General features: G+C 69.6%; 19 protein-coding genes. 10 read left to right on the forward strand and 9 right to left on the reverse strand.

What is annotated here, in order from left to right; translation table 11 throughout:
• The first annotated feature begins 110 nt into the window (after positions 1-110).
• Positions 111-1073 (forward strand): hypothetical protein, encoded by a 963-nt coding sequence (locus WMF34_RS34405; RefSeq protein ID WP_012239387.1) that lies wholly within the window; start codon positions 111-113, stop codon positions 1071-1073.
• A gap of 44 nt (positions 1074-1117) precedes the next feature.
• Here the strand turns inward: WMF34_RS34405 and WMF34_RS34410 are convergent, their stop codons facing one another.
• Complete coding sequence (locus WMF34_RS34410; protein WP_437990480.1) at positions 1118-1759, reverse strand: Uma2 family endonuclease; 642 nt, start codon at positions 1757-1759, stop codon at positions 1118-1120.
• A gap of 180 nt (positions 1760-1939) precedes the next feature.
• Between WMF34_RS34410 and WMF34_RS34415 the strand changes: the two genes are divergently transcribed.
• The 9 genes from WMF34_RS34415 to WMF34_RS34455 all read left to right on the forward strand — a co-directional run bounded on the left by WMF34_RS34415 (position 1940) and on the right by WMF34_RS34455 (position 12449).
• Positions 1940-2701: a TetR/AcrR family transcriptional regulator gene (locus WMF34_RS34415; RefSeq protein WP_437994684.1), complete on the forward strand. Its 762-nt coding sequence runs from the start codon at positions 1940-1942 to the stop codon at positions 2699-2701.
• Positions 2702-2780: 79 nt separating this feature from the next.
• The gene (locus WMF34_RS34420) at positions 2781-3245 is read left to right on the forward strand and encodes an ABA4-like family protein (RefSeq protein ID WP_437990481.1); all 465 of its coding nucleotides are present in this window, start codon (positions 2781-2783) and stop codon (positions 3243-3245) included.
• 1 nt (position 3246) lies between these two features.
• Positions 3247-4080, forward strand: a complete 834-nt coding sequence (locus WMF34_RS34425) for a hypothetical protein (RefSeq protein ID WP_437990482.1) — start codon at positions 3247-3249, stop codon at positions 4078-4080.
• A 249-nt stretch (positions 4081-4329) separates the two neighbouring features.
• Positions 4330-6747 (forward strand): type VI secretion system Vgr family protein, encoded by a 2418-nt coding sequence (locus WMF34_RS34430; protein WP_437990483.1) that lies wholly within the window; start codon positions 4330-4332, stop codon positions 6745-6747.
• A gap of 81 nt (positions 6748-6828) precedes the next feature.
• Positions 6829-9750 carry a DUF2169 family type VI secretion system accessory protein gene (locus WMF34_RS34435; protein ID WP_437990484.1) on the forward strand — a complete coding sequence of 974 codons (2922 nt, stop codon included), beginning with the start codon at positions 6829-6831 and terminating at the stop codon, positions 9748-9750.
• 7 nt (positions 9751-9757) lie between these two features.
• Positions 9758-10849, forward strand: a complete 1092-nt coding sequence (locus WMF34_RS34440; protein WP_437990485.1) for a pentapeptide repeat-containing protein — start codon at positions 9758-9760, stop codon at positions 10847-10849.
• 67 nt (positions 10850-10916) lie between these two features.
• A complete protein-coding gene (locus tag WMF34_RS34445) occupies positions 10917-11507 on the forward strand; it encodes a DUF3540 domain-containing protein (RefSeq protein ID WP_437990486.1) in 591 nt (196 codons plus the stop codon).
• 33 nt (positions 11508-11540) lie between these two features.
• Positions 11541-11897: a DUF4150 domain-containing protein gene (locus tag WMF34_RS34450; protein ID WP_157907928.1), complete on the forward strand. Its 357-nt coding sequence runs from the start codon at positions 11541-11543 to the stop codon at positions 11895-11897.
• Between the two features lie 189 nt (positions 11898-12086).
• Positions 12087-12449, forward strand: coding sequence for a hypothetical protein (locus WMF34_RS34455; protein WP_437990487.1), 363 nt, complete (start codon positions 12087-12089; stop codon positions 12447-12449).
• A gap of 78 nt (positions 12450-12527) precedes the next feature.
• Here WMF34_RS34455 and WMF34_RS34460 read toward each other — a convergent pair whose 3' ends face one another.
• The 8 genes from WMF34_RS34460 to WMF34_RS34495 all read right to left on the reverse strand — a co-directional run bounded on the left by WMF34_RS34460 (position 12528) and on the right by WMF34_RS34495 (position 19856).
• Complete coding sequence (locus WMF34_RS34460; RefSeq protein WP_437990488.1) at positions 12528-13583, reverse strand: glycosyltransferase family 4 protein; 1056 nt, start codon at positions 13581-13583, stop codon at positions 12528-12530.
• A complete protein-coding gene (locus WMF34_RS34465; RefSeq protein WP_437990489.1) occupies positions 13574-14440 on the reverse strand; it encodes a PIG-L deacetylase family protein in 867 nt (288 codons plus the stop codon). The genes WMF34_RS34460 and WMF34_RS34465 overlap by 10 nt, the downstream gene beginning before the upstream one ends.
• A gap of 311 nt (positions 14441-14751) precedes the next feature.
• A complete protein-coding gene (locus tag WMF34_RS34470; protein ID WP_437990490.1) occupies positions 14752-15636 on the reverse strand; it encodes a beta-xylosidase in 885 nt (294 codons plus the stop codon).
• The gene (locus WMF34_RS34475) at positions 15633-16436 is read right to left on the reverse strand and encodes a TIGR04290 family methyltransferase (protein WP_437990491.1); all 804 of its coding nucleotides are present in this window, start codon (positions 16434-16436) and stop codon (positions 15633-15635) included. Before WMF34_RS34475 ends, WMF34_RS34470 begins: the two co-directional genes overlap by 4 nt.
• An 11-nt stretch (positions 16437-16447) precedes the next feature.
• A complete protein-coding gene (locus WMF34_RS34480) occupies positions 16448-17176 on the reverse strand; it encodes a sugar phosphate nucleotidyltransferase (protein WP_012239402.1) in 729 nt (242 codons plus the stop codon).
• Positions 17177-17216: 40 nt separating this feature from the next.
• On the reverse strand, positions 17217-18287 hold the full coding sequence (locus WMF34_RS34485; RefSeq protein ID WP_437990492.1) for a CgeB family protein: 1071 nt from the start codon (positions 18285-18287) through the stop codon (positions 17217-17219).
• On the reverse strand, positions 18284-19267 hold the full coding sequence (locus tag WMF34_RS34490; protein ID WP_437990493.1) for a DUF4202 family protein: 984 nt from the start codon (positions 19265-19267) through the stop codon (positions 18284-18286). Before WMF34_RS34490 ends, WMF34_RS34485 begins: the two co-directional genes overlap by 4 nt.
• Before the next feature lie 346 nt (positions 19268-19613).
• Positions 19614-19856: a hypothetical protein gene (locus WMF34_RS34495; protein ID WP_012239405.1), complete on the reverse strand. Its 243-nt coding sequence runs from the start codon at positions 19854-19856 to the stop codon at positions 19614-19616.
• Positions 19857-19991 lie beyond the last annotated feature (135 nt).

Raw genomic sequence — 19991 nt, forward strand, 5'->3', positions numbered from 1 at the left:
CGGTGCGGCGCCCATGATACCGTCAGCTCTCTGACGCCCGATTGTCGCACAGGGCCGTGCGGCGAACGGCAGGGGCACTGCGCCCTTAACTTAGAGCGAAGGAGAGCGGCATGGATCTCAGGGCATGGTGCGCGGCGCTCTGCGCGGCGACGGTGGGTCTCGTGGGCTGCGGCGGGGACTCGGGAACGAGTGGTACCAGCGGTTCGTCGGACGGCTCGGGCTCGGGCAGCGGGCAGGGGAGTGGTTCCAGCGGCCAAGGGGGTTCCTTCGGCGAGGGGGTCGGCTCCGGGATCGGATCCGGCAGCGGGACCACCGGGGGAGGCGGCAGCGGCGCGGCTTCCTCGGGGTGCGAGCACGTCGATGTCGTATTCGCGCTCGACAACTCCTCGAGCATGGATGAGGAGAAGGCGTCGATGCGCGACGTCGTTTTCCCGGCGTTCGCGCAGGCGTTGCTCGATATCGATGGCATCCTCGACTTCCGCGCGGCCGTGATGGACGCCTGCCCCCTCCCCGCCACCTTCCACACGCGCGGCGCCGCGGGTGACTGCTCGTTCCAGAGCGGCAAGGCATGGATGGAGAGCTCGAGCACCGACCTCACGAGCGAGTTCCAGTGCGCTGCAGATCTCTATGTGGACGACATCGAGTGCACCGAAACCAATGACGACGAGCAGCCCGTGTCCTCGATCGCCGCCGCGCTGGAGCCGCCGTTCTCGGACGCCGAGAACGCGGGGTTCCTCCGCAACGACGCGCTGCTCGTGGTGGTGGCGATCACCGACGAGGACGAGCAGCCCGCCCCGCGCCAGACGCCGCAGCAGATCCACGATCGGCTGGTCGCCGCGAAGGGCGACGCGAAGAACGTGGTGTTCCTCGGCATCGGCGGAAGGCGGCAGTGCGAGGGCGCTTATGGGGACGCGGAAGAGGCCGAGGACATGCAGAGGCTCGTGGACCTGTTCGCCGCCGATGGCCGTGGGTTCTTCTGGGATCTCTGCGAAGGGCACCTCGAGGACGGCCTCACGAGCGCCCTCGCGGCGATCGAAGAGGCGTGTGTGGAGTTCGTGCCCACCGTGAACTGACGATGAACTGACGAAGGGCGGCGCCGTGAGGCGCCGCCGGCAGGCTACCGCGGCAAGCTCTCCTGGTCTTCCTCCGGCGCTTCGCCCTCGTCGTCGCCGAGCTGCTCGACTTCCCCCCACAAAGCATCGAGATCCAGCCGGAGCCCTTCGCATCCAGGCACATCGATGCTCCCATCGGTCGCGTCGAGCGCGTGCGCGTAGCGCCCATCCGCCCCGAGCTCGAGGAGCTCGATGCTCCGGAGCTGCGGATCGACGATCCAGTACCAGCGCACCCCGAAGGCGGCATATTCGCGGAGCTTCTCGACACGATCGCGGCGCCCGTCGCTCGGCGTGGGGGAGACGACCTCGACGGCGATATCGGGCGGGATACGCACCAGCCCCCGCGCTGGTGGCCTCCGGCTTCCGGGGAAAAAGACGGTCACGTCCGGCTTCCGGCCCCGCTGCGGCTTCACCGCGAATTTTGCGTCCGAGCCGCCCACCAGCCCGCCGCGGGGGGTGATCCAGGCGCGGAGCATGTGGATCAGCCAGCCGACCACGACCTCGTGAACGTAGCCGGACACCTCTTCCTCCACGAGCAACCCGTCCACGAGCTCGCCCGGCTCATCCTCGGGCAGGGCCGCCCACTCGACGAGCGACATCCGCCGGCCTGACGCGGGTGCGGGTGAACGAGCCGCAGCCTGGACCATGAACCGAGCCTATCACGCCTGCCGCAAGGGGTGTACCGCGAGGGCGGCCCGCCCGCTGCTCCCACCAGGCGCGCACAAGCATCCGTCACGCCTCGGCGAGGCGCGAGGCGTGAGGGCCGGCGGGGGTGACGGCGGACCCGGGAGACCGCCGCAATGCGCTCGAGATAAAGAGCCTTGACGGTGGACCATGCTACCGTTATAAAAAGTAACACCGTTACGAACGACAACGGGGGCGGCGGCCGCGCCGCCCGGAGGCCAGGCGACACGGACATGGCGAGCTCGCGCCCGAAGACCACGAAGACCAGCGGCACGACCCAGGCGGAGCGCCTGCAGGCCTCGAGCCAGCAGCGCCGCGAGCAGCAGAAGGAGAACCTGCGGGGCGCGATCCTGGCGGCGGCGGGCGAGCTGTTTCTGGAGCAGGGTTACGAGGCGTTCTCGATGCGCCAGGTGGCCGAGCGCATCGGCTACTCGGCGACGACGATCTACCGCTATTACGAGGACAAGGACGATCTCCTGTTCGCCATCGTCCACGACGGCTTCACCGAGTTCCAGCGGGCGCTCGTCGCGGCCGCCGAGAGCACGGCGGACCCGATCGAGCGGCTCGTGGCGCTCGGCGCCGCGTACGTTCGCTTCGGCATGGACAACCCGGTGCACTACCGGCTGATGTTCATGCAGCGCTTCGACTTCGTCTTCGACCAGCGGAAAGCGCGGCAACAGCCGATGATCGATTCGTTCGACGTGCTGCAAAACGCGGTCGCGTCCGCGATGGATGCCGGCGTGATGCAGCGCGGCGACGTGGAGCGCCACAGCCAGGTGGTCTGGGCCCTGGTCCACGGGATCACCGCCCTCGGCCTGGCCGACCGCGGCCGCTTCACGGCCGACGACGTCGACCGGACCCTGGAGATCGCCATGAAGATGATGGTCCGGGGCCTGCGCCCCTGATCGCTCTCTTTTTTTCCCGCAAAGTTAACACTGTTACTAATAGTTTCATCGTTACAACCAGCAGCCGGTGGAGGGTATGATGGATAGGGTCTTTGGGCTGAGCGGCCTGCTCGTGATGCCGTTCTGGTTCCTGATGGTTTTTCTGCCCCGCTCTCGATGGACGCGGCGGATCATGGAGTCGCCGCTCGTGGTCGTCGCGCCCGCGCTGCTCTACACGGCGCTCGTCCTCCCGGTCCTCCGCGAGGTGTTCCCGATCGTCAACCAGCCGAGCCTCGCGGCGGTCGCCCCGCTGCTCGGCTCGCCCGCGGGCGCCACGATCGGCTGGGTTCACTTCCTCGCCTTCGATCTCTTCGTGGGCCGGTGGGTGTACCTCGACAGCCGCGATCGCGACATCTCGCCGTGGCTCATGGCCCCGGTGCTCTATCTGACGCTGATGCTCGGGCCGCTGGGGTTCTCGCTCTACCTCGCCGTCCGCGCGATCGCCGCTCGATGGCCGCGCGCCGTCGTCACCACCGCGGCTCCGCGCCCCGCCGGGGAGGCCTGACATGAGCGCGCGCTCGCTGAGCCCCTCGCCCTCGCTGCCTCGCTCGATCGAGGAGCTCCTCCGGCGAAGTCCCGTCCTGTTCATGGCGGCGGCCGCCCACGTCGCGCTGCTCGTCGTGCTGCTCGCCGTCGCGCCGCTCGACGTGCGCCTCGTGATGGGGGTGAACCCGTGGATCAAGCCCGCGAAGTTCGCCGCCTCGATCGCCATCTACCTCCTGACGATCAACTGGCTCGTCGGCGATGTCGCGCTCCCGCCGAGAGGCCGCCGGGCCGTCGTCTGGGGCACGGTGGCGATGGTGAGCTTCGAGATGATCGCGATCACCGCGCAGGCGGCGCGGGGCGTGGCGTCGCACTTCAATCAATCGACGCTGTTCGACGGGGCGGTGTTCACGCTCATGGGCATCGCCATCCTGGTGAACACGGCGCTCGCGGCGTACCTCGCGTACAGGTTCTGGGCGACGCGACCTCCGCTGCCGGCCCCGTATCTCTGGGGCATCCGGCTGGGTCTCGTCCTGTTCCTGCTGGCCTGCGCGGAAGGCGGCTTCATGTCGGCGCACAACGCGCACAGCGTCGGCGTCGCCGACGGCGGGCCCGGGCTCCCCGCCGTCAACTGGAGCACGCGAGGGGGCGACCTGCGCATCGCCCACTTCTTCGGGATGCACGCGCTGCAAGCCGTCCCGCTGGTCGGCTACTGGCTGTCGGCGCGGGCGCAGGGGTCTGGGCCGCGCGCGCGGCGGGCCGTGGGGTGGGTGATCGCGTTCGGCGTCGGCTACGGCGCCGTCGCGCTGGCGCTCTTCCTGACGGCCCTCGCAGGGCGACCGCTGATCCGGATGTAGCGCGCCGAGAGGACGGCGGTCCTGCGCCGCTGGCGGCAAAGAGGCGAGCCGGCGCGGACCGCTGCCGCGTGACGATGGGCGCGAGCGGGACGTCGCCAACCGGACGACATCGCCTGCGACGAATCCGTCACTTCATCGTCATCGATAGACAACAACAAGCAGGTAATCTGCCACACAATTGACACACATTCCGTCTAGGCTCTCCAGCGCGTCTGCGCCTGCCGCTGTTTCCCACCCGCGAGGCTCGCCATGCCTGACAATTTCGTCGTCCAGTCAAGCGCCCTGCCCTCTTCCACCAAGCTCGTAGCTTTTCACGGCACCGAGGGCATCTCGAGGCCCTATCGCTTCGAGCTCTACCTGGTGATGACGAACGACGTCGGCCAGAGCTTCGATATGGCGGCGGCCGTGGGGCAGCCGGTGAGCATCTCCCTGGAGCGGAGCGACGGCGGCGAGCCCTTCCTTCGGAGCGGCGTCCTCGGCAGCATCGAGCTCATCAACGAGTTCGCCGGCCGGTCCGTCTTCCGGGCCACCATGGTCCCGCGCCTCGCCTTGCTCGCCATGTCGTTTCACAGCCGTGTCTTCACCGCGCAGGCCATCCCGGCGATCCTTCAAGCCGTCCTTCAGAAGGGCGGCGTCACGGACTGCTCCCTCCTGCTCCAGGGCTCCTACACCGCCGAAGAGCATGTCTGTCAGTACCGCGAGACCGACTATGCCTTCGTCGCCCGGTGGATGGAGCGCGAAGGCATCTATTATCACTTCGAGCACGGGGAGGGCGGCGAGACGCTGGTGCTTGTCGATGACAAGTCGGCCCATCAGCCCCATGGCGGCAAGCCCATTCGTTATTACCCGCAGCCAGGCGGCGCCAACACGGCGAAGGACACGTTCCACGCCTTCACCTGCCGGCATGACGCCATGCCCGGCACGGTCCGCCTCAAGGACTACAACTACGCCACGCCGGCCGTACCGGTCACCGGGCAGGCGTCGGTCAGCCCGAGCGGCTTCGGCGAGGTCAGCCTGTACGGCGCGCGGTTCTTCTCGTCGGGCGACGGGGCGCGGCTGGCGCGGATCAAGGCCGAGAGCCTCTCCGCGACCGGCGTCGTCTACCAGGCGATGGGCAAGGCGGCGACGGTGGTCCCCGGGTTCACCTTCGAGATCGAGGACCACCCGCGGGCCGCGTTCAACACGAAGTACCTGACCATCGAGGTCGAGCACTGGTCCAACCAGGCCCCGGACATGCCCGAGCTCCGCGACTTCGCGACGTGGACCGAGAACTACCGCATGGAGGCCAAGGCCATCCCCGTGACGACGCAGTTCCGCGCGCCGCAGGTCACCGAGTGGCCGCGCATCTACGGCACCGAGATCGCGATCGTCGAGGGCGCGGCGGTCAGCGAGTACGCGCAGATCGACACCCATGGTCGCTACCGGATCAAGTTCCACTTCGACGAGAGCGACCTGAGCGGGGGGAAGGCGTCGACATGGGTCCGGATGCTCCAGCCCCACGGCGGCGGCATCGAGGGCTTCCACTTCCCGCTGCGCGCCGGCGTCGAGGTCATGTGCGCCTTCGAGGGGGGCGATCCCGATAGGCCGGCCATCGTCGGCGTCGCGCCCAACGCGCTGACGCCGAGCCCGGTCACGTCGGGGAACAACACGCGGAACGTGATCCAGACGGGCGGGCGGAACCGGCTCGAGCTGGAAGACCAGGCCGGGCAAGAGCGGGTCACGCTGTCGACGCCTTATGACAACACCTACCTCCGGATGGGGGCGCCCAACGGCGGCGCGTCGTACGAAGTCAAGTCGCAGGGCCACGCTTACGTGTTCATCGGAGGCTCCTCCGAGAACATCGTGTGTGGCAACCGAACGGCGCTCACCGTCGGCATCTCCGAGAGCGTGATCGGGGGCTTCAGCTTGAGCGCCGTCGGGGGATACGCCGGGAGCTTCATCGCCGGATACTCACAGAACGTGATCTTGGGCTATCGCCACACGACCATCCTCGGCAACGAGAAGACGATTCTCCGCGGCAACCGAAAGACGGCCATCACGAGGAACCGGTCCACGACGATCGGGGGCGACGACACGTTCAGGCTCGTGGGCGATCGCACCGCCCACATCGGCGGCGACAGCGGCCTGCGCGTCCTCGGGAGGCGCAACACCAGCATCCAAGGCCGCGACAAGAGCACTTTCTTCAATGGGCGAGAGACGACGATCTACACGTCGAGCCAGACGACGGTCAACGGCACCAGCGAGGTCGATATCAACGGCACGCGACGTGCGGACGTCCGCGGTCACGCCACCAGCAACTTTTACGCAGGGCGAACGACGACGGTTCACGCGGGGGGAAGCAGGAAAACGGTCAGGGGCGGTAACATCGCCGAGGTCTTCGGCCCGGTCAAATTCACGCTCCACGGACCGAAGCAGAGCACTGTCAATGGCCCTGCCGAGAGCACCATCACCGGGCTCTACAAGACCACGATCGGGTCCCGGGTCGAGATCATCCGGGGGACAAAGACCGAGAGGATCAACGGGCTGGCATACAAATATGCCCCCAACGAGGTGAAGAAGGTGACGCGGGCAGAGCTCAACGCGAAGAACATCCACTACACATCCAACCTGTGTCGCATTCAATACCAGCTCGGCTTCCACAAGGGGCAGCTGCACCTCATCCAGTAATTCACCTGCTGCTCGCGGAGCAGCCTCGCGCCGAGCGCCGAGTCGAACGCCCCATCGAGCCCGCCCCCTGGAGTCCGTCGGATGAAAATCGTCAAGCCCATGCGCCTCGGGGTGGTGCCGAGGGTCTTCATGCACCAGCGCGCCCCGCACCTGGTGGTCACCACCTTCGTCGGCTTCTCCTACGACCGGCCGGCCCGGCTGCTCTATGAGCCCACGGTCTGGAAGATGGCCATGGAGGAGCTCGGCGAGGACGGCCTCTTCGACGAGTTCAACCCCAAGACCCGGGGCGAGCTCCTCGTCACGGGCCGCTGCTATCCGCCGGGGCGCCTCGCCCGCCCCGCGAGCTCGGTCCGCGTCCAGCTCGGACCGATCGACAAGAGCCTCTACGTCATCGGCGACCGGACGTGGGGGATGCTCGGCATGTCGGATCCGGCGCCCTTCACCGAGATGCCCGTCACCTGGCGAAACGCCTTTGGCGGGAAGGATTTCGCCAAGAACCCGCTGGGCAAAGGCCACGGCGACAAGAGCGCGGCGCTCCCCAACATCGAGTCGCCCAGGCACCTCATCCACGCGCGCGGCGACTGCCCGATGCCCGCCGGCCTCGACGGCTACGACCTGACGTGGCCCCAGCGGTTCTCCAAGATCGGCACCTACGACGCGGCGTGGCGCGACGAGTGCTTCCCTGGTCTCGCGCGGGATCTGGACCCGACGCTGTTCAACATGGCCCCGGAAGACCAGCAGATCGACGGGGTTTTCCGGGGCGACGAGGCCTTCGTCGTCGAGAACATGCACCCCGACAAGCCCCGGATCGAAGGCGCCCTCCCCGGGGTCGTAAGTCGATGCTTCGTCGTCCTCAAGGCGAGCGACGGTGTGGAGATCCACGAGCCCGCGATGAGGCTCGACACGGTGCGTCTGTTCCCGCACCGCGAGCGCGGGGTCGTCCTCTTCCGCGGCGGCATCGAGATCTCCGAGGACGACGCGGACGACGTGGTCGCCGTGCTGGTCGCCTGCGAGGCCATGGGTGCTCCCAGGCCCGCCGCGTATTACCACGATTACCTGATCCCCCGGCTTGGCCTTCCGAGCAACGATCTCCCGGAGGATCAGGACGACATGCTCATGCCCGAGCCCGAAGACCCGGAGGCGCCGCCGCTGCCCGATGACACGCTCTCCGGGCTCGCGTCGAAGCTCAGGCGAGAGGGGTTTCTGGGAGGCACTCCGGCTCGATCCGTCGAGCGCGCGGCTGGAGCCGCGGCCGACGAGGACGAGGCGGAGCCAGCCACGGAGGAAGACGAGAGCCCCGCGTGGTCCCAGGCGGACACGGGGGTGAACCACGAGGCGGACCCGGAGGCGCTCGCGTTTGCAGCCTCGGCGACGGCGCCCGCCCTGGAAGACGACCCCGAGGAGGCCGAAGCGCTTCGCGCGCAGGAAGCGCTCACGGAATGGGGCAAGAAGCAGCTGCGAGACCGTGGCATCGATCCAGAGGCGCACCTCGCCCGGGAAGAGCCCTCCGGCGACCTCGCGTCCCTCGATGATCCGGAAGAATCCGAAGAGGCCGTGGTCCGCCTCGTCGAGGGCAAGCTCGGCAGCGGGCTGACGGCGCACGGGGTCGACGTCGGCGCCTTGCTGGCCAGGGCGCGTCAGAACGACGCCGAGCGTCCGAGCGAGATCAGGATGTCGGAGGTCCGCGAGCGCATGCGGCGATCGCTGACGAGCGAGGGCTTCACGCCAGAGAAGACCGAAGAGCTGGTGTCGTCGCTGGATTGGCGAGCCTTCGAGGAAGAGGCCGCCGCTGGCGAGGACCTCGACGACCCATTCCACCTCCCCGACGAGGCGCCCGAGGCTGCCCGCGCGCTGCCCGAGGACGAGGCCTGGGGGGGTGAGCCCGCGGACGGCGAGGGCTTCGCGTCGGCGGAGGATCTGGACGACAGGGCTTCGTCCTTCGCCGAGCTGGGCGAGGACGGGCCGCGGCTCGCGCACCTCCTGGCGGCCTCCGCGCCCCTCGACAGCGAAGAATCGCTGCGACTTCGCCGCGACGTGGAGGCCGGGCACAAGGAGGGGCGGAGCTTCGCGGGGTGCGACCTCACGGGCGCCGACCTCTCTCACCTCGACCTCGAGGGGATCGACCTCGAGGGCGCCATGCTCGAGTCGGCCTTTCTCACCGGGAGCGTCCTGCGAAAGGCGAAGCTCACGGGAGCCGTCCTGGCGCGAGCCAACCTGGAGGCCGCGGATCTCTCGGAGGCCAGGCTCGACGGAGCCAATTTCGGTTCGGCGTGCCTGCGGGACGTGAAGGCCACGGGAGGCGTCGAGTTCGCCGAGGCCGTGCTCGTCAAGGCGGACCTCTGGGGAGCGGATCTGTCCGGCGCCAACCTCTCGCGCGCCGACCTCTCCGAGGCTAACTTCTGCGACACCAACCTGGAGAACGTCGTCGCGGAAGAGGCGATGTTCCAGCAGGTGGATCTCACGGGAGCGCGCCTCGTGGGCGCGCGGCTCTCGGGGTGCACCTTCAACGAGGTGAACGTGACCGAGGTCGATTTCACCGGCGTCGACCTGAGCTCCGCCACGTTCATCGCCGCCCAGGGCGACCGCGCCGTCTTCCGGAACGTGATGGCAAAGGACCTCACGAGCGTGATGGGCTCGTCCTTCGCCGGCGCAGACTTCTCCGGCGCGACGCTCGCCGGCGCGAACCTGATGGGGACGAGCCTCGCCGGCACCGACCTCTCCGACGCCGACCTGCGCGGCGCGCTGCTCAACGAGGCCGACTTGACGGAGGCGCGCCTCGATCGCGCGAACCTCGCCGAAGCCATGCTGACCCGCGCCAACCTCACCAGGGCGTCGCTCTACGCCGCCGACCTGAGGCAGAGCATCCTGAACAGCGCGCGCGTCGAGGGGGCCAACTTCGAGAAAGCCAGCCTGTTCAGCGCGTGCGCCGATCGAATGGTTGGAGATGACGACACGAGCTTTGCCGGCGCCAACCTCAAGCGACTCAGGGTAATACCGGCCTAGAGGGAGCATGGACAGGGAAGCGCTGCGCAAGCTGATCGAGCAAGAAGAGGTCGTTTCGGAGCTGGACCTGTCGGGCTTCGACCTGTCGGGGCTCGACCTCTCCGGCGGGATCTTCGAAGATGTCCGCTTCACCAACGCCAACCTCACCGGCGTCAAGGTGCGCGAGGCGATCTTTCACCGCTGTGACCTCGCGGGAGCCAACCTGAAGGGGCTGGATTTTCACCTTGGCACGGCCATGGACTGCACGCTCGCGGGGGCCGTGCTCGCCGGCGCCTCGCTGGTTGGAGCGAGCGTCTCGGCCGTGGACCTCGAATCGGCCGATCTGACCGGAGCCGATCTCTCGTCGGCCACCATCGACCATGCCCAGCTCAAGAACGCCCGACTGGTCCGGGCCGACCTGACCGACGGCACCCTGTTTGGCGTCACGCTCGAGGGCACGGACTTCTCTCAGGCCAACCTGACCAGGGCCGTCCTGTTCCGTCAGGACCTGTCCCAGGCCATTCTCACGGGGATCACCCTCGTGGAAGCGATCCTGGTCGAGGTGCGGATGGGGCCCAAGGACTTCCGGCGGATGGACCTCAGCAGAGCGCAGTTTACCAGCGCCGACCTGCGCGGCTGCGATTTTTCAGGGGCCACGCTGGCGCAATGCGGCTTCAAGGGCGCCGACTTGACCGGGGCTCGGCTGGACGGCGCCGTCGCCCAGCGGGCCGACTTCGTCGAAGCGACCCTGATGAACGCGAGCCTCACCCAGGCCGACCTGAGCCAGGCGCTCTTCGTCGACGCGCGCGCGGGCGCCACGAACCTCTCGGGCGCGCGGCTCGAGATGAGCGTCTGGCACCGGGCGAGCTGCCCGGGTGCCCGCTTCTGCCGGGCAGACCTGAGCCACGCGGACTTCTCCCACGCCGATGTGTCGTTCGCCGACTTTTCCGACGCGACGCTGTCGCGCGCGCGGCTGCACCGCGTGGCGGACAAGGGCGCGATCTGGCCGCCGAGCAAGGCGCTGGCGCACGGAGACGACCAGGAGCTCAAGGAAGCAGAAGACTGGCAGGCCAACGTCCTTGGGAGGCCTGCCGGCGGTCAACGCACCCCTCACTCATGAGGAAACCATGCAGAGCGCAGCAAGAGCGAGACAAACCCAGCGGGAAGCCCACGCCGAACACGGCGCCGTGCTCCGCGTCGATGGCCCCGCGTACATCGTCGAGACCGAGAGCGGCGAGGTCCGCGCGAAGCGCGCGACGAGCTGCCTGCTGGAGCCCGCCGCGGGAGACCTGGTGCTCCTCACCGCCGTGAACGGCGCGCATTACATCCTCGCCGTTCTCGAGCGGGAGGAAGGCGCGCCCTCACACCTCGTCTCCGAAGGAGATCTCCAGATTCGCCTGCGGCGCGGCTCGCTGGGCATCGCGGCGCCCGACGGTGTACACCTGGCAGCCGGCAAGGACCTCTCGATGGCCGCGTCGACCTTCCATGTCCAGGCCAAGGAGGGGCACGTCGCGCTGGAGCTGTTCACGTTCCTCAGCAAGATGGCCCGCGGGGAGGTCGACCGGGCCAAGCTGATCGGCCGGAGCCTCGACTCGGCGCTCGAACGGCTGTCGCAGCGGGTGAAGCGCTCCTACCGCATCGTGGAAGAGGCTGACCATGTGCGCGCCGAGCGCATCGACTATGCGGCCAAGGGCAACCTCGCCATCCACAGCGAGAACGCCAAGATCACCGCGTGCCACGTCGTGAAGATCGACGCCGATCAGATCCAGGTAGGGTGACCGACCATGTTTGCAATCACATCGCGCGGTGGAATGGACTTTGGCATCCCGGACGTCTGCCGTCTTCCGACGACCATCCCCGTCCCGTTTCCAAACTTTGCGGCGAAGCCCATGGGGACGTCCCCCGCGTACAAAGTGCGCATCGGGCCCGCTCCCGTCCATACGCTGGCGACGACCATTCCGCTCACGTCCGGCGACAACCCCGGGCTCCTCGGCGGCGTGATCTCCGGCCGCAACATGGGCCCCGCGAGGCGTCTCCGATTCTCTCGCAACACGCTGTGGCAGGGAAAACCGGCGGTGGTGCTCAGCGCGAGCGGCCTCGGGAACCAGATCAACACGAACTCGACGACCATCGTCCCGAGCCAGACCAAGGTCCTGATTCTCAAGTGACGTCCGCTCGGTCATCCGCGAGAGCCGCCCGCGAGAGCGCCCCGAGATCCCGCCCCGTTCTGACCGCCGAGGGACACCCACGTGGCCATCGATGAAACCACCCGCATCCGCCTGGGGATCATTCAGAAGAAATACGGAGATCGCCTGGCCCGGAGCACGAAAGGCGATAGCCCGCCGGATCGGCGCCAGATGTTCATTGATGAATTCCGGCGGATCCTGGCCGACATCTTCGTTCCCACGTTCGAGGCCATCGGCCGTGAGCTCGCCTCGTCAGGGCACGCTTACCGGATCGAGCAGGACGTGGGCGAGAAGACCCCGAGCATCGAGTTTCACCTCCTGCTCCGGGGCGCGCCGGCGAAGGCGAACAACCTGATCCGCCTCTTCTACAGCGCCGAGGCCGCGGGCGACGGAGAGGTGATCGCCGAGGTCAACGTCTACCAGACCCTGACCGAGCTCACGCGGTTCCGGGTGCTGTCCCGGGTCACCCGAGAGGTCGCGGAGCAGATGTGCGTGGACGCCATCGAACACGTCTTCGCCTGCAACGCTCGCTGAGAGGCCTTTGTGATGCCCGCGGCGCGGCCGCAGGCTTCGAGCATCGCCCTCCATCCTCCAGCACGGCGACCCGGCGCTTCACCCTTCGCGCAGGATCCGGCGGTACGTCTCGAGGTACGCCGCCGCCGCCGCCGCCGCCGAGAAGCGCTCCTCGGCCGCGCGACGGCACGCCGCCGGGTCGAGCCGGTCGACGCTCGCCATCGCGTCGGCCATCTCCGCAACGCCTTCCACAAGGAACCCCGTCCGGCCGTGCTCGACGATCTCGGGCAGCGCGCCGGCGCCGCGCAGCGCGATCACCGGCGTGCCCGAGGCCAGCGCCTCCAGGGCCACGAGCGAGCTGGTCTCCTGCACGAGGCTGGGGACGAGCAGGCACCGCGCCGCCGCGAGCAGGCGGCGCTTCCGGGCGAGGCCCACCGGGCCGATGAAGCGCCGCACAGGCCCGGGCCCGCGCAGCATCGGCAGCAGGACCTCCTGGAGATACCGCGTGTGCTCCTCGTACCCGAACGCCTGGCCGGCGATGAGCAGCGGCACGCCCGCGCGGACCGAGGCCTCGACGGCGACGTGATAGCCCTTCTCCGGGCAGATCCGGCCCAGCGCGAGGGCGAAGCCGCGCTTGTGCCGCCTCGGCCGGTAGTGCTCCAGCCGGACGCCGTTCGGGATCTCGGGCAGGAGCCGCGCCCCCGGCGGACAGGCGCGCCGCTGCGTCGCGGACACGCAGTGGAGGAACGTCCTCGGCCGCTCGAGACAGAACACCGCAGGTGAATAGAAGCTCGGCGGGAGATGGAGGGTCGCGAGCACCGGCACGCCCGGCTCGGGCAGATAGCGATCGAAATCGACGCCGTGCAAGTGGACGAGGTCGATCGGATACCTGTCCAGGGCCCGGGCGACGGCGCTCCGGTGGTGGCACAAGGCCCGCTCCCTGGCCGCCTCGTCGAGGACGGCGCCCGGCGGGGGCGCCGGCGTGGCGACCAGCGTCCCCGCGCACGCGGAGCCCTCGGGGGCGACCACGATCGACCGGTGGCCGCCGCGCGAGAGCGCCTCGTCGAGCATCGAGAGGACCTGCTCGGCGCCGCCGACGGCGTCCGGACCCACGGGCGCGAGCGGATAACCGACGAGCAGGACCGTCAGAGGCACAGCTCGCGCTCGAGGCCGAGCAGCGTGAGCGTCTTCGCGGCGAGCCGCCGCCAGCGCGCGCCGTCGATCGGGAAGCCGAGGCGCTCGTAGTGGAGCGGGCCGTCGTGCGGCGGCCGGCGAAAATCGTACGCGGGCGCCGGCCGGAAGCGCTCGACCTCCGCGCCGAACGGGGCGAGCACCTCCCGCTGGCTGGCGAAGCAGGCCAGCATGGCGCGCTTCCGCGACGCCTCGATGTCCGAGAGCCGGAGCGCGATCTCGGGGACGCCGGGGTGCGCGATGAACTCGCCGGTGAGGAGGCGGCCGCGCGCGGCGTGGTACGACGCCGCCTCGAAGATCAGCGGCGCGGTGACGCCGTTCCAGAGGGCGAGCACCGCCGCCGCGTGGACGGCGAGCGCCACCGCGTCGTGATCGGGGTGGCCGCCCTCGTAAGGGTGGGTGAACACCACCTCGGGCCGCGTCCGGGCGAACAGCTCGACCAGCCGCCGGGTGAGGCTCGGCGCCTCCTCGATCGCCTCCTGGTCGACCGCGCCGAGGCACCTGAGCCGCCCCGCGGGCACGTTGCCGGCCGACATGGCGCGGGTCACCTCCTCGCGCCGGAGCGCGGCGTAGCGCTCGCGCCCGATGCCGGCGAGGCCCGCCGGCACGAAGCGCTCGTCGCGCGGCGCCCCGTCGGTCACGTGGACCACCTCGATCGGGCTGAGCCGGCCGATCCGCGCGCCGAGCCCGATGGTCTCGTCGTCCGGATGGGCGAGCACGACGAGACAGCGCGGCGCCCGGCCCGACGAGAGCCACGAGAACGGCGGCCACGCGAGCTCCTGGGCGGAGGGGCCCTGGCGGCGCAGCACGGCGAGGTTCACGACGGCACCTCCGCGCGCCCGCGGCACGGCTCGGCCCGCGGCCCCGGTCGCCCCCCCGGGGTGCCGCGGTGCTCCTCGGGTAACCTCTTTCGCTTCGGCGTGCTCGCGATGTGGGACATGAGCCACCTGGAGCGCATGCGGTCAGGTCGTCCTGGCGCAAAACGCAGCGATCTCCACACTACCAAACGGCGACGCGGCGCGCCAGACGGCGCGTAAAGCGCGGACAGACGAGCCGGCGCGTACCCGCCCCTCGCCTCTTTGCGCTCTTTGCGCTCTTTGCGCGCGTTACGCACGTTACGCACAGCGTCGTCTCATGCGTAGCGCCGCGTCATCCGGGCGCAGAAGTCGGCGAACTCCTCGATCCGCTGCGGAGGGCTCGTGTGGTGGGGCCGGACGCCGGCGTGCTCCGGGGTGAAGCAGTAGGTCAGGGTCACCTCGAACGGCTCGAGCGCCTTCATCTGTCGGTCGAACCAGGCCTCCGCGCCGGGGCGGAAGCTGTCGGCCCAGCTGAGGCCCGTGCGGAGGTGGCGCACCCCGAGCTCCTTCAGCCACGCCACCGCGTCGTCGAGCCGGTGGTCCTCGAAGTGGAACCACTGGCATAGACCGAATTCAGGGGTGTACTCCGGGAAGAGCCGGAGCGCGCGCTTCGGCGTCCCGTCCTCGCGGAGCAGGCCCATGTAGAAATGCCGGTAATACGACGAGCCCTCGGCCTCGCGGTGCCGGGTCGTCGCCGGCCACGCGCGCGGCAGATCATAGAGGCTGTACCAGTGGATCCGCTCGACCTTGCCGCGGAGCAGCTCGGCGCTCCGCCGGAGACCGAACTCCTGCACCTCCTCGGCGCCGAACGTGGAGACGCCGATCTCGGTGATCCAGAGCGGCCTGTCGGTCACCACGCGGATCTCCTCGATCTTGGCGGGCCACTCGTGGATCTGCCAGTGATTCCAGTCGAGAGGGAAGCCGTGCACCGCGACCACATCGACGTGCTCGAGCACGCCCTGCCGCCCCATGTTGGCGATGAACCCCGGATCGATCGGCGAGATGCCGCCCAGCACGCGCAGCAGCCAGTGGCGCTCGCTCCGGATCGCGTCCGCGGCGAGCTTCACCATGGTTCCGTACGTCGTCCACTCGGGGTCGATCTCGAAATCCCAGTGCGACTTGTTGTTGGGCTCGTTCCAGAGCATCACCGCCTCGATCACGCCTGCTCTCCCTTCACGAAAGCTCGCCTCGCCGGGTAGACGGCGCCAGGCGGACGACCGGCGGCCCTCGCGCGCCGGCGGCAGAGGTAGACCTCGGGCTCGGGGTGGTTCACGATCTCGAAGCCGGCGCTCCGCAGCATCGCCTCGGCGCAAGCCCGGTTGGGCACCCACCAGTTGGTCGGGTCGTGCGCATAGCTGTGCTCCACGAAGTGGAGCCGGGGATAACCGGCCTCGTCGAAGATCTCCTCCTCGGAGAAGGGGAAATCTTCCTCCAGCGGCGCCACCTCCGCGCTGCCGCGCTGCATGCTCTGGAAGATCAGCGTGTGTCCGACCACGTGCTCGTGGAGCAGATCGAGCGCCAGGAGCGGGTGGCGGAGGTGGTAGAGGACGCCCAGGAAGAGCACGAGATCGAAGCGCTCTCCGAGGCTGCCGACGTCGTACACGGAGAGGTTCCGGAACTCGATGTCCGCCCCGGAGACCTCCGCGGCGAAGCGCGCCTGCGCCAGGTAGTCCTCGTCGCTGTCGATCCCGAGGACGCGCGCCGCCCCGCGCCGCTTCATCTCGAGCGAGTAGAAGCCGGCGTTGCAGCCGATGTCGAGGACCGTCTTGCCCGTGAGATCCGCCGGGACGGCGTCGGCGAAGCCCCTCCATTTGAACGCGGGGTAATCCCCCAGGAAATGGTCGGGCGCCGTCTTCACCCCGCGGAGATCGAGGTTGTGGAACCACGGCCCGAGCCCGCGCACGCGCTCCTGGATCTGCTCCCGCGTCCACTTCGCCGCTCCCTCGACGCACCTCTCCATGGCTCCTCCCCTCACGCGGCGGCGCGGCTGAGGAGCTGGATGGCCTCGTGGTAGCCGTGCAGCGTCCCCACGTCGACATAGGCCTCTCCGGCGCGCACGGCGCGCGCGCTGCCGCCGCGGGCGAGGTACTCGTTCACGAGCGTCCCGATGTACGGGTCCTCCCGCCCGCGCTCGCGCCAGAGGTCGTGGAGCTCCTGCATCACCGCCCCCGTGAGCCTGAAGGCGCCCCAGACCCACCGCGAGCGCGCGTTGCGCTGCTTGACCTGGATCTCGAGCACCCGGCCCCCCTCGTCGGTGACGACCGCGTCGAAGAGCTCCGGATGCTCGACCGGAAAGAGCAGGAACGAGAGCCCCCCGCCGCCGAGCGAGCAGAGCCCGTGCTCAGGGAACCACACCGTGTCGGGGAGCCCCACGAGCACGTCCTCCTCCGGCCGGATCCAGGGGAGCGACCGGAAGATGGCGTCGCAGAGCCCGGCGGCGGCCGGCTGCACCACATAACAGATGTGCGCCGGGCCGACGCTCGCGCCGTAGTACTCGACGATATCCGACTTGCCCGGCGAGATCACCATGCAGAGCCGGGTCGCGCCGGCGAGCACCATCCGGTCGATGAGGTACTCGCTGACCGCGCGCGGCCGCTCCACGTCGCCGTCCAGGCGCGTCCCCACCGGGAGCAGCTCCTTCGAGAACGCGAGCGGCTGGATCCTGCTGCCCAGGCCCGCCGCCGGAATCACTCCCCACATCGCGCCGTCCCTCCGTTCGATGAGCCGACCTCGGCTCCGTTCAGTGAGCCGAGACCGACTCGAGAATGGCCACGAGCTCCGCCGCGCGGCGCGCGGCGCTGTGCTCCGCGAGCGCCCGCTCCCGCGCCGCGCGGGCGATGGCCGCGATCTCGCCCTCCGGGAGCGAGAGCGCCGCGACCGCCTCGTCCGTGGTCGCCGCCACGAGGATCTCCCTCCCCGGCGTGAAGAACCGGTCGAGCCCCTCCCACCCGTCGCTCAGGATCGGCGTCCCGCAGGCGGCGGCCTCGAAGAGCCGGCCGGAAGGGCAGTAGCCCATCGCCGCCATCGCCCCCCGCGTCACGTTGAGCGTCAGCCGCGAGGAGCAATAGAACGCCGGGTGATCCGGCGGCGCCACGTGGCGCAGGTAATAGACGTTTTGCGCCCACGGGAAGTCCTCGGGATAGAGCGAGCCCCCGATGACGAACCGCCGCTCGGGCAGCCTCCTCGCCGCCTCGAGGAAGAGGCGGGAGAGCGCCGCCTGCCGGTCGGCGGCGTACGTGCCGAGGTACGAGAGATCCCCGCGGAAGCCGTCCCGCGGCGGGACCGGGCGGTGCACCGCCGGGTCCGCGCTGCCGTAGAGCGGGAACACCCGCCGGGCGCCGAGCTGCGCCTGGAGCCGATCGAGCGCCGCGCCGCCGGTGTAGCTGAGCACGCAGTCGAAATCGGCGAGGCCTCGAGGGCCGATGTAGCCGACCGGCTGTCCGGCCTGGATGCGATCCAGCGTCACCGGCGTGTCGAGATCGTAGAAGACCTTGAGCGCGCCGGACTCGAGGACCACGTCGGTCGCGGGGCCGCCGTCGGGGCAGTACGACGTGACCATCGCCGCGTCGGCCTCCCGGACGGCGCGCCTGGCCTCGGGAAGGACGTCCTCGAACGAGGTGTAGAGCCGGAGCGTGTTGCCGTGCGAGAGCGCGGTCAGGTCCCGGTGCGCGGCGTAATAAGGGACGTCGCGCTCGAAGAAGGTGACGCGGTGCCCGGCCCGCCCGAGGGCGGAGACGACGCCGCGCCACAGCGTGGCGTGGCCGTTGCCCCAGGACGAGCTGATCGTCAGACCGAAGATGACGAGCCTCATGGCGGAGCGGACCTCCTCGATGCCTGCGTCTCCGGCGCAAGCGCCGGCGGCCTGCCCGGCTCGCCGGGGATCATCGCTTCCACCTCGGGGCGGCAGCGGATCCGCGGCAAGAGCGCCCTTGCCTCGGGCCGGAGGCGGCGGAGCGTGTACGCCACCTTGGCGCGGGTGTGCTCGGCCCCGTAGCAGTCGAGGAACCCGGCGCTGTTCAGCGAGAAGAACGAGAGCGCGTCGGCGTCGTTCAGCAAGGCGAGCTCGGCGTCGTCCCCCGGCCGCTCGTGCGACGCCACCAGGGCGCCGATCCGGTCGAGGACCTCCGGCGCGAGCCCGACGCCGGTGAGCGCGGCGCGCGTCAGGACCGCCCCGCGCCGCGCGTGCTCGTCCTTGAACGCCTGGTAGTCCGGGGCGCGGTGCTCTCTCCGGACGTCCGCCTCGGAGACGAGCCGCTCCACGTCGTGGAAGAGCGCCGCCACCTGGACGGCGACGCCGGCGCGCGGCTCGAGCCGGAGCATCCATTGCCAGACGTCGATCGCATGATCGTGGTCGGCGCGGACGAGCGGCCTGTCGAGATCGTGGAGCTCCCGGTGACGCCCGAGGACCCGGTCGAACACCTCGGTCGCGGAGGCGAGATTCCTCCTGCGGAGGAAGCGCTGGCACCGTGTGAGGACCTCGTGGGCGGCGCGCGCGGCGCCCGCTCGCTCGAGCCCCTCGATGCGGAGGTCGAAGAGGCCGCCGGCGTCGAGCGCGTGCAGGCGGGTGTCGAGCGCCCACAAATCGAGCGCCGACGCGCGCCACGCGCGGGCGTCGACGACGGCGTGGAGCGCCCCCCCGGATGGGCCGGGCGCGCCGCTCTCCACCTCCACGCCAGGGAACTCCCTGGAGAGCGCCGCCCTGTCGGACGGGGAGAGGAGCGGCGTCCCGCGGATCGAGCGTCCATCGCTGCTCGAAGAGGGGCCATCGATGAGGATGAGGCGCTTGAGCATGAGCGTGCGCTCTCCGGTCAGCCACCGGGATGGAGCTCGACACAGCTGCCGCGCGCGGCTGCCGCGGACGAACCGGGATCGCAGGTGGGGAACCTATCGCCGCGGTCCTCACCGCACCATCGCGGAAATTCCGTAGAGCAACGTCGGGAAAGAAATGAGCGCGAGACGTGGGATCACCGTAGCCACGCCAGCCGCGGCTATCTCCCCTCGACGCGCCGCCGCGAGCCCCGGCGTCCGCTCCGCGGCCGCCTTGCCACGACGGCCGTACCTGGTCCGCCTGGGCTGCGCGCGCGCCGGCCGGGGTCGCCCGGGCGTGGCCCACCGCCCCTGATACCGCATCTCCCGCTCACAGCGGAGTCTCCGGAGGGATGACGACGGGGTTGATCGCTCGAACGCTCGCGCCGGCCGGGTAAGCGTCGCTGTTGTTGTGGAAGGGCACCTCCGACCCCCAGCCCCACACGGTCACGCTGAACGGGCCATCGCTGTACGCCTCGTGTTTGCCGTTGCTGCACCCCTCCTGGCTCTGGAAGTTGTTCCGCACGAGATCGCGCCAGGTCACCTCGACCTGTCCCGCGCTGTCCACGGGCATCTACCGGTCGCTCGGCGTCGCAAGGCTGCTCGCCGCTGGACTTTTACTGGGCAAGAAACTTCTTTTCGCAGGGAGAGCGAGAACAGGTCCATCCAACAGCCATGCGAAATCGCGACGTACGCAACGACAGAGAGC

The organism is Sorangium sp. So ce145 (assembly GCF_051525985.1).
Classification (GTDB): Bacteria; Myxococcota_A; Polyangia; order Polyangiales; family Polyangiaceae; genus Sorangium; species Sorangium cellulosum_B.

What these genes read in the sequence shown, in the direction of transcription:
- WMF34_RS34450 (WP_157907928.1), top strand. Translation starts at nt 11,541, where the DNA reads ATGGACTTTGGCATCCCGGACGTCTGCCGTCTTCCGACGACCATCCCC.
- WMF34_RS34475 (WP_437990491.1), bottom strand. Translation starts at nt 16,436, where the DNA reads ATGGAGAGGTGCGTCGAGGGAGCGGCGAAGTGGACGCGGGAGCAGATC.
- WMF34_RS34495 (WP_012239405.1), bottom strand. Translation starts at nt 19,856, where the DNA reads ATGCCCGTGGACAGCGCGGGACAGGTCGAGGTGACCTGGCGCGATCTC.
- WMF34_RS34455 (WP_437990487.1), top strand. Translation starts at nt 12,087, where the DNA reads ATGTTCATTGATGAATTCCGGCGGATCCTGGCCGACATCTTCGTTCCC.
- WMF34_RS34440 (WP_437990485.1), top strand. Translation starts at nt 9,758, where the DNA reads ATGGACAGGGAAGCGCTGCGCAAGCTGATCGAGCAAGAAGAGGTCGTT.
- WMF34_RS34405 (WP_012239387.1), top strand. Translation starts at nt 111, where the DNA reads ATGGATCTCAGGGCATGGTGCGCGGCGCTCTGCGCGGCGACGGTGGGT.
- WMF34_RS34435 (WP_437990484.1), top strand. Translation starts at nt 6,829, where the DNA reads ATGAAAATCGTCAAGCCCATGCGCCTCGGGGTGGTGCCGAGGGTCTTC.
- WMF34_RS34410 (WP_437990480.1), bottom strand. Translation starts at nt 1,759, where the DNA reads ATGGTCCAGGCTGCGGCTCGTTCACCCGCACCCGCGTCAGGCCGGCGG.
- WMF34_RS34420 (WP_437990481.1), top strand. Translation starts at nt 2,781, where the DNA reads ATGGATAGGGTCTTTGGGCTGAGCGGCCTGCTCGTGATGCCGTTCTGG.
- WMF34_RS34425 (WP_437990482.1), top strand. Translation starts at nt 3,247, where the DNA reads ATGAGCGCGCGCTCGCTGAGCCCCTCGCCCTCGCTGCCTCGCTCGATC.
- WMF34_RS34480 (WP_012239402.1), bottom strand. Translation starts at nt 17,176, where the DNA reads ATGTGGGGAGTGATTCCGGCGGCGGGCCTGGGCAGCAGGATCCAGCCG.
- WMF34_RS34485 (WP_437990492.1), bottom strand. Translation starts at nt 18,287, where the DNA reads ATGAGGCTCGTCATCTTCGGTCTGACGATCAGCTCGTCCTGGGGCAAC.
- WMF34_RS34490 (WP_437990493.1), bottom strand. Translation starts at nt 19,267, where the DNA reads ATGCTCAAGCGCCTCATCCTCATCGATGGCCCCTCTTCGAGCAGCGAT.
- WMF34_RS34430 (WP_437990483.1), top strand. Translation starts at nt 4,330, where the DNA reads ATGCCTGACAATTTCGTCGTCCAGTCAAGCGCCCTGCCCTCTTCCACC.